The sequence below is a fragment of the Candidatus Pelagibacter sp. PS_11 genome (assembly GCF_059417975.1).
In genome coordinates, this window is the sequence record NZ_CM182075.1 from 170134 (window position 1) to 182483 (window position 12350).

Consider the following 12350-nt stretch of genomic DNA (forward strand, 5'->3'; position numbering starts at 1 on the left):
GATGAAAAAAAAAAATATTTTAATATTAGGTGTAACAGGGCAAGATGGGTCTTATCTATCAAGATACTTAATTGAAAAAAAAAATTATAATATAATTGGAGTATCAAGAAGAAAAAAAGTTTTAAAAAACCACAAGTTATTGTCTATTCATAATAAAATAATTATTAAATATTTTGACTATAATAACTATATCAAGTTAGAAAAAGTGATTAAAAAATACAAAATAAGTGAAATATATTTTTTTTCTGGACAAAATATTCCAAAAATATCAAATAATTCTGTTATTGAAACTCTCTATAGTAATGTAATCCCAGTTTATAATATAATAGATATCATATTAAAAAATAATAAAAAAATTAAATTCTTTAATTCATCGTCTTGTGAAGTTTTTAAAAAATCTAATTACGCTATGAATGAAAATAGTCAAATGTCTCCTAATAGTATTTATGGATTAAGTAAACTAATTTCCTTTGAAATTGTAAAATTTTTTAGAGAAAAATTTAATCTTAAAGTTTGCTCTGGCATAATGTTTCACCATGAGTCTATTCTAAGAAATAAAGATTTTGTTTTAAAAAAAATAATTGAAACTGCAAAAAATATTAAAAATAAAAAAACTCAAAAACTATATTTGGGAGATATAAAAATTAGTAGAGATTGGGGTTGGGCACCAGAGTATGTTAAATTAATTCATAAAATTTTAAATAAAAAAAAAGTTGAAGATTTTGTAATTGCAACAGGAAGAACTTTGAAACTAAAAACCTTAATCAAACAAGTTTTTGACCACCACGGTTTAGACTGGTTAAAATATACTAAAACCAATAATTCTTTACTTAGAAAGTTTGATAACAGAACAAGAATAGCCGACAATAGTAAAATAAAAAAGGTGCTGAATTGGAATCCAAAATATACTGCTATGGACATCGTTAATAATTTATTAAATGATAAATTAGATTAAAGATGACAGCTAAGCTAATATTTTTTGACAAAATAGTTCGATTAAAAAAAAATTTTTTTTATGAAGGTGGAACCAGATTAAGAAAAAAAAATACTAAAAATAAGAATCCTTTATTTTCAATTATAACAGTTGTATATAATAATCAAAAGTACCTTGAAGAAACAATTTTAAGTGTTCTAAAGCAATCGTATAAAAATTTTGAATATATAATAGTCGATGGTGGGTCAACTGATAAAACATTAGAAATAATTAAAAAGTATAATAATAAAATTGATTACTGGGTTAGTGAGAAAGACAAAGGAATTTATGATGCATTTAATAAAGGCATGTCTTTATGTAGGGGAAATTTTATAGGAATAATAAACTCAGATGACACATATACTAAAAATTCATTAAAAATTATCTCAAGTTATATCAAAAAAAAGCCTGAATTTGACTTTATATTTGGAAGTGTAAGAAAACACTGGGGAGTCCTATATGGATATAAACCAAAAAAAATTTTTTATAGTTGGGGTTTTTATTCAAGTCATTCAACTGGATTTTTTATTAAAAGAACTTCTGCTCAAAAAGTTGGGTTATACGACTTAAAATATAAATACCACGCAGACTATGATTATTTTTATAGACTAATTGTTCATAAAAAAATGAATGGGTTAGCCACAAAAAAAAAAGAAATTACTGGTATCTTTCGCCGAGGTGGATTTTCAAGTACGATAAATTATAGAAAGCTTTTTAAAGAAGAAATGTTAATAAGATATAATAATAAACAAAACTTCATATTATTAATTATGATATTTATGTATAAAATAATTAAACATTTTAAAAAAATAGTAAAATCTTGAAAATTTTAGTTACAGGTGCTGCTGGTTTTATAGGTTCAAAGTTATGCACTAAGCTTTTAAAAAATAAAAAAACGACCATTTATGGTCTGGATAACTTAAATACATATTACTCTTTAGAAGTAAAAAAATTAAGAATTGATAGTTTAAAAAAAAAAAAATTTTAAATTTATTAAAATTGACCTTAAAAATAATCAAAATCTAAAAAAATTAAAATCAATTCCAAAAATAGATATTATTTATCATTTTGCAGCACAAGCAGGAGTTAGGTTTACCGTTAGAGAACCTAAAAAATATTTTAATGATAATATAAAAGCCTTTTTTAATATCATTAATTTTGCGAAAGAGAAAAAAGTAAAAAAATTTTTTTTTGCTTCATCAAGTTCTGTTTATGGGGATCAAAAAAAATTTCCAATTAAAGAAAATTTTGAATTAAAAACAAAAAATTTTTATGGTCTCTCCAAGAAAATTGATGAAATTTGTGCTGAAACTTTCAGTAAAATTTATAACATAAAAACTGTTGGTCTAAGATTTTTTACTGTTTTTGGTGAATGGGGAAGACCTGATATGTTGATATTTAAATACATAAAAGCTAATTTATCAAAAAATAAGTTTTATTTAAATGAAAATGGGGAACATTTTAGAGATTTTACTTACATAGATGATGTTACCAGCATTCTAACTAAACTACAAAATGTAAAACTTAAAAAAAACTTTTCTATATTTAATATTTGTTCAAATAATCCAATCAAGATTATTGAAGTTATTAAAAAAATAAACAAATTTAATTCAAAATTTAAATATATTCCAATTTACTCAAAAGCTCTCAAAAAAATTGAAGTGGATATTACCCATGGTAATAATAATAATATTAAGAAACACTTAAAAAACTTTAAATTTAGTAATTTTGATAAATCTTTGTCCAAAACTGTTAAATGGTATATAGAAAATGAAATTCATAAAATAACTTAATTCTGTATTTAAAAATTTAATGAGTAAAATATTGATTGTCGGAAAAAAAAGTTTCATTGCAAGGTCGATAAACAAACAATCAAAACACCATACAATTTTGATTAATTATGAAGATCTTATAAAAAAAAAAGATAATTTTTTTAAAAAATTTTCTTTTATAATAAACTGTAGCTCAAATTTAACTTTTATTAAAAAAAAATATAATATTAAATTTGATCACGATTATAACATAGCATTGAAGATTAAAGATCTTAATTGTAGATATTTATTTTTAAGTACAAGAAAAGTTTATTATCCAAAGAGCAACATTAAAGAAACTGACAAACTGCAACCAATTTGCCACTACTCAAAAAATAAATTAATTTCAGAAAATATGGTTACGTCTATCTTGAATAAAAGATTATTAATTTTAAGACTTGGAAATATTATTGGATATGACTCAAACAAATCTAGTAGAAAATTACATAATACATTTATAGATATTTTTATCAAAAATGCTAGAAACGGCATAATTTTTAGAAACCCACACATATACAAAGATTTTTTACCAATTAAATTTTTTGTAAAAATAATTGATAAGCTTATAGTTAATAAAGCCGAAGGGATATATAATGCTTCTTTTGGAAAAAAAGTTTATTTAGACTATATATTGAAGTGGTTGAACTATTATAATATTAAACCATTTAAGATTAAAACTTTAAAAATTAACAAAAATAATAACAACAAGGAGTCTTTTTATTTAAATATTAATAAACTAAAAAGAAAAATTAAGTTCAATTTAACTCTTAAGATTTTAAAAATAGAATGTATGGTTATTAGTAAAAAAATATTTAATGAAAAATAAAAAAGTAGCATTAATCTTTGGAATTACAGGTCAAGATGGGTCTTATCTAGCCGAACTATTATTGAATAAAAACTATATTGTGCATGGTGTGAAAAGAAGGTCCTCTTCATTTAACACTGGAAGAATTGACCATCTTTACCAAGACCCCCACGATCGAGGAAGAAAATTTATTTTACACTATGGAGATTTAACTGATGCAATTTCAGTGTCTGCGTTGATAAAAAAAATTGAACCTGATGAAATTTATAATTTAGCCGCTCAATCCCATGTAGCGGTTTCGTTTGAAGTCCCTGAATATACCGCGAATGCTGATGCAGTAGGAGCTCTAAGAATTTTAGAGGCAATAAGATTTCATAATTTAGAAAAAAAAACTAAATTCTACCAAGCAGGAACCTCTGAAATGTTTGGAAAAGTACAGGAAGTGCCTCAAACTGAAAAAACACCATTTTACCCTAGAAGCCCATATGGGGTTGCAAAAGTATATGCGCATTGGATTACAGTAAATTATAGGGAGGCATATAATATTTTTGCCTGTAATGGAATTTTGTTTAACCATGAAAGTCCTGTGAGAGGTGAAACATTTGTCACAAAAAAAATTGTTACAGGATTATGTAAAATTAAATTAAAAAAACAAAAGAAATTATTTTTAGGAAATCTTAGTGCCAAAAGAGATTGGGGTCACGCAAAGGATTATGTTGAAGCAATGTGGAAAATGCTACAAAAAAAAAAACCAGATGATTTTGTGATTGCAACTGGGAAACAATACTCAGTAAAACAATTTGTCGATTTAGTTTTAAAAGAACTTAATATGAAATGTTATTGGAGGGGAAAAGGAATTCGTACCAAGTGTTATGATCAACAAGGAAATTGTATTATAGAATGTGATAAAGCGTATTTTAGACCATTAGAAGTAGATACTCTTTTAGGTAATCCTAAAAAAGCAAAAAAATTATTAAATTGGAGACCAAAAACTTCAATCAAAATATTAGTCAAGGAAATGGTTGATTTTGAATTAAAAAATTAACTATCATGATAAATAGTAATTCAAAAATTTATATAGCAGGCCATCGGGGACTGGTTGGAAGTGCTATTTTAAAAAAACTAATTCAAAAACGTTATAAAAATATTCTAGTTGTTGATAGAAAAAATTTAGATTTGACAAACCAATCTAAAGTACTCCTTTTTTTAAAAAGGGAGAAACCAGATTTTATTTTTATTGCAGCAGCAAAAGTTGGAGGAATTTACTCAAACAACAATTATAAAGCTGAATTCATCCAAGAAAACCTATCAATTCAGACAAATTTAATACATTCAGCATACCTTTGTGGCATTAAAAACTTAATCTTTTTAGGGTCAAGTTGTGTTTACCCCAGGCAGTGTAAGCAGCCTATAAAAGAAGAATATCTACTTTCTGGTCCATTAGAAAAGACTAATGATGCATACGCTGTTGCTAAAATAGCAGGCATTAAAATGTGCCAAAGTTATAACGAACAATATAAAACAAATTATAAATGTTTAATGCCAACAAACACTTATGGACCAAATGATAATTATGATCCACTTAACTCGCACTTTTTGCCTTCACTAATAAGAAAAGTACATTTAATTAAAGAAAAAAAATCAAAATATCTTTTTTTATGGGGAAATGGAAAAGCAAAAAGAGAACTCATTTATGTTGATGACCTGGCAGATGCATGCCTATATTTTATGAAGAAAAAAACTGCACATCATTTAATTAATATTGGAACAGGAAAAGATTTTTCTATTGAATATTACGCAAAACAAATTTTAAAAATTTTAATCCCTGAAAAAAAAGTTTTAATTAAATATGAAAAATTAAAGCCAAATGGTACACCAAGAAAATTATTAGATGTCTCATTGGCTAAAAAATATGGATGGAAAGCAAAATCAAATTTTAAAGATTCAATAATTCAAACATATAATTTGTTCTTGAGGAAAAATTTTATTAAATGAAGAAAAATTTAATAGTTGTAACTGGAGGTGCTGGATTTGTTGGCTCAAACTTAATTTCATTACTATTAAAAAAAACAAAATTTAAGATTATTAGTATAGATGATTATTCTACTGGAAAGAAAAAAAATCATTTTAATAATCGAAGAGTTACTTATATTAAAGGGAATACAAAAAATATTAACCAAATATTAAAAAAAAAAAATATCAAATAAAAACCATTTTTCATTTTGGTGAATTTTCACGAATATATCAAAGTTTTTTAAAAATGAGTGAATGTATTGACTCAAATACAATTGGTTCAAATGAGGTATTTAATTTTTGTCTTTCCAACAAAATAAAACTCATATATTCAGCAACATCAGCTAGCATTGGAAATAAAGGAGTTGATAAAAATTTATCTCCTTACGCATTTACTAAATCTAAAAATATAGAATTACTTGAAAATTTAAAAAATTGGTTTAATTTTAAATTTGAAGTAATTTATTTTTATAATGTTTATGGACAAGGACAAATAAGCAAAGGTTCCATGGCTACTGTAATTGGAATATTTGAAGATCAATTTAAAAAAAAAATACCATTAACAATAGTAAAGCCTGGAACTCAATCTAGAAGATTTACTCATATCCTTGACACGGTTGAAGCTTGTTATTATGCATGGAGAAAAAATAAGTCTAGACATTATAGTATATCTCATAAAAAAAGTTATACTATTACTGAGGTTGCAAAAATGTTTAATAGTAAAATTAAGTTTCTTCCTTCTAGACCAGGAGAAAGGTACGCTTCAGCTTTAACAAATATGAATTTATCAAATAAAGTTTATAAAATATTTGGCAAAATTAATCTTAAAGATTACGTAGAAAATTTAATTAAAAACTCATAAAAAAGACAATAATTCTTTGTTTACAATATATTTATTTTAGGTATAACTCTCTCGCCGGTGATTATTGCGAAGGGGTAATACCCGATCCCATTCCGAACTCGGAAGTCAAGCCCTTCAGCGCCAATGGTACTTTGTCTTAAGACACGGAAGAGTAGGACATTGCCGGCTATAAAAAAAATATTATGAAAATTAAAAGCTCGTTAAAATCATTAAAAAAGAGAGACCTTAATTCTAAATTAGTTAGAAGAAGAGGCAGAGTTTATATTATTAATAAAACAAACCCAAAGTTTAAAGCAAGACAGAAGTAATTTTTATGGATAATCAAGACCATAAAAGTACCTGGAATAACTTCACAAAATTTGTCTTGTGGGGAACTGTCGCTGTTATAGGTGTTTTAGTTTTAATGGCAGTATTCTTGCTATAAGATTCTTTTATGAGAATCGCTTCAGTTTTAGAAAATCAAAAAATTGAGAAAAGAATTGCAATTACTCCTGAGATTGCAAAAAAATATTTAGCTCTTGGTCTTGAAATTTCTTTGATTACTAAGTATGGCGAACACTTAGGTTTCAAAGATAGTGAGTACAAAGATTTGGGTGTTGAAATTTCTACAAATGAAACAGAAATATTAAATAAGGCTGATATTATTACACAGTTAAATTTATTATCTGATGAAAATCTCTCAAATTTAAAAGAAAATCAGACACTTATCGGAGTTTTTAACCCTTATGCTAATAAAGAAAAAATAGAAAATTTGTCTAAAAAAAATGTTAATGTTTTTTCTTTAGAAATGTTACCAAGAATTACTAGAGCCCAATCAATGGATATCTTGTCCTCACAGGCTAATCTTGCTGGTTACAAAGCAGTAATAGAGTCGTTTGCAAATTTTCAAAAAGCAATACCCATGATGATGACAGCAGCAGGTACCATCCCAGCAGCAAAAGTGTTAGTGGTTGGCGCAGGAGTTGCTGGTCTACAAGCAATCGCAACCGCAAAAAGAATGGGTGCAATAGTTTTTGCAACAGATGTAAGAATGGCTTCAAAAGAGCAAGTTGAAAGTTTAGGTGGAAAATTTTTAACCGTTGAAGGATCTGAAAATTTAGAGACAGAAGGGGGTTATGCAAAAGAAGCGTCTGAAGAATTTAAAAAAAAACAAGAAGATCTTTTAGCTGAAACTTTAAAGAAAATTGATATTGTAATATGTACTGCTTTAATTCCAGGCAAAAAAGCTCCATTAATCATTAAAGGCTCCATGATTGATAATATGCAATCAGGCTCTGTTATTTATGATTTAGCTGCTATTCAAGGTGGTAATGCTGAGTTTACTGAAGTTGATAAAATTGTAGTTAAAAATGGAGTAAAAATTATGGGTGAAACAAATATTTTAAATAAGCTTCCCGTTTCAGCTTCAAATCTTTATTCAAAAAATGTATTCAATTTTGTGTCTAATTTGTATGATAAAGAAAATAAAAGAATTAATATTAATTTAGAAGATGAAATAATTGAAAAAACTTTAATAAAATAGAATTATGGAAATAGACCCTTTTATATTTAGATTAAGCATATTTATTTTGTCAATTTTTATTGGTTATTATGTTGTGTGGAGTGTAACTCCGTCTTTGCACACACCGTTGATGTCAGTTACTAACGCAATATCATCAGTAATTATTGTTGGTGCTATAATTGCAGGCTTGGCCGGAAGTACAGACAATATTTTCACAATCTCAAATATTCTTGGTTTTTTAGCAATATCTCTTGCTGCCATTAATATATTTGGAGGATTTTTGGTTACTCAAAGAATGCTTCAAATGTATAAAAAGAAAAAGAAAGATAAATAACTATGTCAGCAAATTTATCAGCAATATTTTATTTAGCATCAGGAGTTTTATTTATATTGGCATTAAGAGGTCTTTCATCGCCAGAAACTTCAAGACAGGGTAATTTTTTTGGAATTTTAGGAATGGTGATAGCTATTACTGTTACCTTTTTATCAGTTGGAAGTTTTTCTAGTGGACTAATTTATGTACTAATTTTTTTACTGGTTGGAGGACTGATAGGGGCATTCATCGCTTATAAGATACCAATGACCGCTATGCCAGAACTTGTAGCAGGATTTCATAGCTTAGTTGGACTATCAGCAGTTTTTGTTGCGATTTCAGCTTTCTTAAATCCGGAGGCATTTAATCTAGGATCAGTAGGTGCTATTAAACTTGCAAGCTTAATTGAAATGTCAATTGGAGCCGCAGTTGGTGCCATAACATTTTCAGGTTCAATAATTGCTTTTTTAAAACTTCAAGGAATAATGTCAGGTTCACCAATTACTTTTAAAGGGCAGCATTTTGTTAATGCCTTATTGTTAATCTCAATAATAATTTTAACTTACTTGTTATGCTCATCCCAGTCCTCTAATTTCTTTTGGATATTAATAGCTGTTTCATTTTTAATAGGATTTTTATTAATTATCCCTATTGGTGGGGCAGACATGCCAGTAGTAATATCTATGTTAAATTCATACTCTGGTTGGGCTGCTGCAGGAATTGGTTTTACTTTAGAAAATACTGCATTGATTATAACAGGGGCTCTCGTTGGATCTTCAGGAGCAATTTTATCTTACATAATGTGCAAAGGTATGAACCGTTCTTTCTTTAATGTAATCCTAGGAGGATTTGGTGCAACAGAACAATCCGCATTATCTGGAAATAAAGAACAAAAACCTGTTAAGAGTGGTAATGCTGAAGATGCAGCTTTCTTAATGAAAAATGCATCATCTGTTATAATTGTTCCAGGTTATGGAATGGCTGTAGCTCAAGCACAACACGCACTAAGAGAGATGGTAGACACCTTAAAGAAAAATGATATTAAAGTGACTTATGCAATTCATCCTGTAGCGGGAAGAATGCCGGGACATATGAATGTATTGTTAGCTGAGGCAAATGTTCCTTATGATGAGGTTTTTGAACTTGAAGAAATTAATAATGATTTTGCTAATGCAGATGTTGCATTTGTAATTGGGGCAAATGATGTAACAAATCCAGTTGCAAAAACTGACCCTCAAAGCCCAATTTATGGAATGCCTGTATTAGATGTTGAAAAATGTAAATCTGTATTATTTGTAAAGAGAAGTTTATCTCCTGGATATGCTGGAATTGATAATGAATTGTTTTATAAAGATAACACACTAATGTTATTTGCAGATGCAAAAAAAATGACTGAGGATATAACTAAAAACCTCTAAAAATTAATGACAACAAAAATATTTTGTGACATTGCAGAATTAGATCAAATAAAAAAGTTTAATAAAAAAAAAATTGTAAAAGGCTTTACAACCAATCCTAGCTTAATGAGAAAAGCTGGAGCAAAAGATTACAAATCCTATTCAAAGAAAATATTAAAAATTTGCAACAATAAACCAGTCTCACTAGAGGTGTTTGCTGACGAATACAAAGAGATGAAAAAACAAGCTCTTCAAATTAATACTTGGGGAAAGAATGTTTATGTAAAAATACCAGTTGCTAATTCTAAAGGTATTTTTATGGGTAAAATTATTAAAGAGCTTAACAATTTAGATATTAAGCTTAATATCACAGCAGTTTATAGTGCAAAGCAAACAGAAAAAATTCTAAAATTAATTAATAAGAAGACTAGAATTATAATTTCAATATTTGCTGGTAGAGCAGCGGATACTGGTAAGGATCCAGTTCCAGAATTTAAAAAAAGTATATCAATCGCAAAAAAATTTAAAAATGTAGAGATACTTTGGGCGAGTGTTAGAGAGCCCTATAATTACTTACAAGCAAAACAATTGGGTTGTCATATTATTACTATTCCACCAACAACTATTGAAAAAATAGAAAATTTTGGAAAAACATTTGATCAACTAACAAAAGAAACTGTTAAAGCATTTTTAGTTGATAGTAAAAAATCTAGGTTTAAAATTTAATTAATTTGCCGAGAGGATTGGTTGCGGGGGACGGATTTGAACCGCCGACCTTCAGGTTATGAGCCTGACGAGCTACCAGACTGCTCCACCCCGCGGTATATTTAAATTCTATTCTTAAGTTTATTAAGCTTTTTAACTCTTTTAATATTTTCTTGTAAAATTCTTTTTTTCTTTTCAGAAGGTTTTTCATAAACACTTTTTAATTTTACTACTTTAAAAAAACCATCTCTTTGTAATTTTCTTTTAAGAACTCTAAGAGCTTGTTCAATGTTATTATCTTTGACTTCTATTTTCATAAATTTTTTTTAGAATGTTTAAGTACCATTATATAATTTTGGTGTCTATTAAAATTAATCAATGTTCGAAACTTCTCTTGTTAGTTTTGCTTTCTCTTTTTCCTTTTTTTCTCTTTTTATTCTTCTTTCAGCTTTTTCAATCGCCTCAATTAGATCCTTTTGAGAAAACAGCCCTAATGCTACAGGGTCTTTAGGGTTCAAATTATTATAATTCCAATAACTTTTATTTTTAATTGCAGTAACAGAAGCTTTTGTTATTCCAACTAGCTTTGCTATTTGTGAGTCTTTTAGTAATGAATGATGTTTGATTAACCATAAAGCTGAATCTGGTTTGTCTTGTCTTTTAGATAAAGGAATGTATTTTTTAATTTTTTTATCTTCAGTTGAAATTTCAATATCAGTATTTTTTATCTGTAATTCTTTATTTTCATCTTTTGAAGCTAGCTCAATTTCTTCTCTTGTAAGTTGACCTGATATAATGGGGTTGTAAGCCATTATTCCTTTTGCAACTTCACCATCAGCGATACCTTGCACTTCAACTTCATGTAAATTACAAAATTTTGAAATTTGTTTGAAAGTAAGTGTTGTATTTTCTACTAACCAAACAGCTGTTGCCATTGGCATTAATGGTACATTTGACATTTAATCTTTCTTTTCTGATCTGAAATTTTGGAATTTTTTATTGAATTTGCTCACACGACCCTTATCCATTAATTTTTGTTTTCCACCTGTCCAAGCAGCATGAGATTTTGGATCGATTTCTAATTTTAAAACCTCTCCTTCTTTTCCCCAAGTTGATCTTGTCTCAAATTGAGTTCCATCAGTCATTTCTACTTTAATTGTGTGGTAGTCTGGGTGTATGTCTTTTTTCATATCGAGACTTATAGCAAAAGAATTTTATAAAACAATTAAAAGTTCTTTAATTTTTCAAGCATTTTATCATTAATTGCCATACTAGAAGCTCTTATTTTGATATTTTTATTTTGTGAGAGGTCAATTTCATTAATTAAGCCTCCTGCTTCTTTTACCAATATTATGCCAGCAGCTATATCCCACAAATTTAAATCATTTTGAAAATAACCATCATACCTACCAGCTGCAACATAGGCAATATCAAGTGCTGCACTTCCAGATTTTCTTAAAGGCAAATCAACTTCATTTTTAGTTATGCCGCCTGTTGCAAACAAACAGCTATTAAGCTCTCTTTTTTTGGATACTCTAATTCTTTGATTATTAAAAAACGCTCCACTTTCTTTTTCAGCATAAAACATCTCATCTTTTATTGGGTCATAAATTAAACCTGAGACTATTTCATCACCAGATTTTAAAGCAATTGAAATTGCAAAGTGAGGTACACCATGTAAAAAATTAGTAGTGCCATCTATAGGATCTATTATCCACGTGTGTTCTTTATCTTTATTAGTTTCAGAACCATCTTCTTCACTAATAATAGAATAGTAGGGTCTTGCTTTTTTTAATTCTTCTATAATTATTTTCTCAGCTTTTAAATCAGCATTTGAAACGAAATCAGTAGGTCCTTTGATTGAAACTTGTAGTTTTTCTATTTCTCCAAAATCTCTAATTAAAGCTCTAGACGCTTTTTCTGCAGCCTTTATCATGACATTTAGATTGGCTGATATTGATTGCATATGA

At 27.6% G+C, this 12350-nt stretch carries 17 protein-coding genes, 1 tRNA gene, 1 rRNA gene and 1 pseudogene; 15 read left to right on the forward strand and 5 right to left on the reverse strand.

Going from position 1 to position 12350, the window contains the following annotated elements; genetic code table 11:
* The first annotated feature begins 1 nt into the window (after window position 1).
* From AC5SLT_RS00890 to AC5SLT_RS00960, 15 genes and pseudogenes are all read left to right on the forward strand, one after another.
* Window positions 2-955: a GDP-mannose 4,6-dehydratase gene (locus AC5SLT_RS00890; protein WP_494592091.1), complete on the forward strand. Its 954-nt coding sequence runs from the start codon at window positions 2-4 to the stop codon at window positions 953-955.
* 2 nt (window positions 956-957) lie between these two features.
* Window positions 958-1797, forward strand: a complete 840-nt coding sequence (locus tag AC5SLT_RS00895) for a glycosyltransferase family 2 protein (protein WP_494592092.1) — start codon at window positions 958-960, stop codon at window positions 1795-1797.
* Window positions 1794-1961, forward strand: coding sequence for an NAD-dependent epimerase/dehydratase family protein (locus AC5SLT_RS00900; protein WP_494592094.1), 168 nt, complete (start codon window positions 1794-1796; stop codon window positions 1959-1961). Before AC5SLT_RS00895 ends, AC5SLT_RS00900 begins: the two co-directional genes overlap by 4 nt.
* 10 nt (window positions 1962-1971) lie before the next feature.
* A complete protein-coding gene (locus tag AC5SLT_RS00905; protein ID WP_494592563.1) occupies window positions 1972-2766 on the forward strand; it encodes an NAD-dependent epimerase/dehydratase family protein in 795 nt (264 codons plus the stop codon).
* 19 nt (window positions 2767-2785) lie between these two features.
* On the forward strand, window positions 2786-3610 hold the full coding sequence (locus AC5SLT_RS00910) for an NAD-dependent epimerase/dehydratase family protein (RefSeq protein WP_494592096.1): 825 nt from the start codon (window positions 2786-2788) through the stop codon (window positions 3608-3610).
* The gene (gene gmd, locus AC5SLT_RS00915) at window positions 3600-4634 is read left to right on the forward strand and encodes a GDP-mannose 4,6-dehydratase (protein WP_494592097.1); all 1035 of its coding nucleotides are present in this window, start codon (window positions 3600-3602) and stop codon (window positions 4632-4634) included. The genes AC5SLT_RS00910 and gmd overlap by 11 nt, the downstream gene beginning before the upstream one ends.
* Window positions 4635-4639: 5 nt before the next feature.
* Window positions 4640-5584, forward strand: a complete 945-nt coding sequence (locus AC5SLT_RS00920) for a GDP-L-fucose synthase family protein (RefSeq protein WP_494592099.1) — start codon at window positions 4640-4642, stop codon at window positions 5582-5584.
* Window positions 5581-6464: pseudogene (locus AC5SLT_RS00925) on the forward strand (NAD-dependent epimerase/dehydratase family protein). Before AC5SLT_RS00920 ends, AC5SLT_RS00925 begins: the two are co-directional and overlap by 4 nt.
* Window positions 6465-6517: 53 nt before the next feature.
* A 5S ribosomal RNA gene (gene rrf, locus AC5SLT_RS00930) occupies window positions 6518-6632 on the forward strand.
* 14 nt (window positions 6633-6646) lie between these two features.
* Window positions 6647-6772, forward strand: a complete 126-nt coding sequence (gene ykgO / locus AC5SLT_RS00935; RefSeq protein WP_006997331.1) for a type B 50S ribosomal protein L36 — start codon at window positions 6647-6649, stop codon at window positions 6770-6772.
* 5 nt (window positions 6773-6777) lie between these two features.
* Window positions 6778-6888, forward strand: coding sequence for an aa3-type cytochrome c oxidase subunit IV (locus AC5SLT_RS00940; protein WP_494592101.1), 111 nt, complete (start codon window positions 6778-6780; stop codon window positions 6886-6888).
* A 9-nt stretch (window positions 6889-6897) separates the two neighbouring features.
* On the forward strand, window positions 6898-7986 hold the full coding sequence (locus AC5SLT_RS00945) for a Re/Si-specific NAD(P)(+) transhydrogenase subunit alpha (RefSeq protein WP_494592103.1): 1089 nt from the start codon (window positions 6898-6900) through the stop codon (window positions 7984-7986).
* A gap of 4 nt (window positions 7987-7990) precedes the next feature.
* On the forward strand, window positions 7991-8299 hold the full coding sequence (locus AC5SLT_RS00950) for a proton-translocating transhydrogenase family protein (protein WP_494592105.1): 309 nt from the start codon (window positions 7991-7993) through the stop codon (window positions 8297-8299).
* A 2-nt stretch (window positions 8300-8301) separates the two neighbouring features.
* Window positions 8302-9696, forward strand: a complete 1395-nt coding sequence (locus AC5SLT_RS00955; protein ID WP_494592107.1) for an NAD(P)(+) transhydrogenase (Re/Si-specific) subunit beta — start codon at window positions 8302-8304, stop codon at window positions 9694-9696.
* 6 nt (window positions 9697-9702) lie between these two features.
* The gene (locus tag AC5SLT_RS00960) at window positions 9703-10401 is read left to right on the forward strand and encodes a transaldolase family protein (protein ID WP_494592109.1); all 699 of its coding nucleotides are present in this window, start codon (window positions 9703-9705) and stop codon (window positions 10399-10401) included.
* Between the two features lie 18 nt (window positions 10402-10419).
* Here AC5SLT_RS00960 and AC5SLT_RS00965 read toward each other — a convergent pair.
* From AC5SLT_RS00965 to AC5SLT_RS00985, 5 genes are all read right to left on the reverse strand, one after another.
* Window positions 10420-10496 (reverse strand) — tRNA-Met (locus AC5SLT_RS00965).
* Between the two features lie 6 nt (window positions 10497-10502).
* A complete protein-coding gene (gene rpsU / locus AC5SLT_RS00970; protein WP_006997326.1) occupies window positions 10503-10697 on the reverse strand; it encodes a 30S ribosomal protein S21 in 195 nt (64 codons plus the stop codon).
* A gap of 54 nt (window positions 10698-10751) precedes the next feature.
* Entirely contained in the window at window positions 10752-11339 is a 588-nt protein-coding gene (locus AC5SLT_RS00975) for a DUF1013 domain-containing protein (protein ID WP_271625934.1), read from the reverse strand.
* Window positions 11340-11570: a 50S ribosomal protein L31 gene (rpmE, locus tag AC5SLT_RS00980; RefSeq protein WP_006997324.1), complete on the reverse strand. Its 231-nt coding sequence runs from the start codon at window positions 11568-11570 to the stop codon at window positions 11340-11342. It lies immediately after the preceding gene.
* A 35-nt stretch (window positions 11571-11605) separates the two neighbouring features.
* Window positions 11606-12346, reverse strand: a complete 741-nt coding sequence (locus AC5SLT_RS00985) for an inositol monophosphatase family protein (protein WP_020169132.1) — start codon at window positions 12344-12346, stop codon at window positions 11606-11608.
* Window positions 12347-12350 lie beyond the last annotated feature (4 nt).

Excerpts from the sequence above, each read along its gene's own strand:
- AC5SLT_RS00920 (WP_494592099.1), top strand. The coding sequence starts at position 4,640 with ATGATAAATAGTAATTCAAAAATTTATATAGCAGGCCATCGGGGACTG.
- AC5SLT_RS00890 (WP_494592091.1), top strand. The coding sequence starts at position 2 with ATGAAAAAAAAAAATATTTTAATATTAGGTGTAACAGGGCAAGATGGG.
- AC5SLT_RS00950 (WP_494592105.1), top strand. The coding sequence starts at position 7,991 with ATGGAAATAGACCCTTTTATATTTAGATTAAGCATATTTATTTTGTCA.
- AC5SLT_RS00945 (WP_494592103.1), top strand. The coding sequence starts at position 6,898 with ATGAGAATCGCTTCAGTTTTAGAAAATCAAAAAATTGAGAAAAGAATT.
- AC5SLT_RS00985 (WP_020169132.1), bottom strand. The coding sequence starts at position 12,346 with ATGCAATCAATATCAGCCAATCTAAATGTCATGATAAAGGCTGCAGAA.
- AC5SLT_RS00960 (WP_494592109.1), top strand. The coding sequence starts at position 9,703 with ATGACAACAAAAATATTTTGTGACATTGCAGAATTAGATCAAATAAAA.
- rpsU (WP_006997326.1), bottom strand. The coding sequence starts at position 10,697 with ATGAAAATAGAAGTCAAAGATAATAACATTGAACAAGCTCTTAGAGTT.
- AC5SLT_RS00895 (WP_494592092.1), top strand. The coding sequence starts at position 958 with ATGACAGCTAAGCTAATATTTTTTGACAAAATAGTTCGATTAAAAAAA.
- AC5SLT_RS00955 (WP_494592107.1), top strand. The coding sequence starts at position 8,302 with ATGTCAGCAAATTTATCAGCAATATTTTATTTAGCATCAGGAGTTTTA.
- AC5SLT_RS00940 (WP_494592101.1), top strand. The coding sequence starts at position 6,778 with ATGGATAATCAAGACCATAAAAGTACCTGGAATAACTTCACAAAATTT.
- ykgO (WP_006997331.1), top strand. The coding sequence starts at position 6,647 with ATGAAAATTAAAAGCTCGTTAAAATCATTAAAAAAGAGAGACCTTAAT.
- rpmE (WP_006997324.1), bottom strand. The coding sequence starts at position 11,570 with ATGAAAAAAGACATACACCCAGACTACCACACAATTAAAGTAGAAATG.
- AC5SLT_RS00910 (WP_494592096.1), top strand. The coding sequence starts at position 2,786 with ATGAGTAAAATATTGATTGTCGGAAAAAAAAGTTTCATTGCAAGGTCG.
- AC5SLT_RS00975 (WP_271625934.1), bottom strand. The coding sequence starts at position 11,339 with ATGTCAAATGTACCATTAATGCCAATGGCAACAGCTGTTTGGTTAGTA.
- gmd (WP_494592097.1), top strand. The coding sequence starts at position 3,600 with ATGAAAAATAAAAAAGTAGCATTAATCTTTGGAATTACAGGTCAAGAT.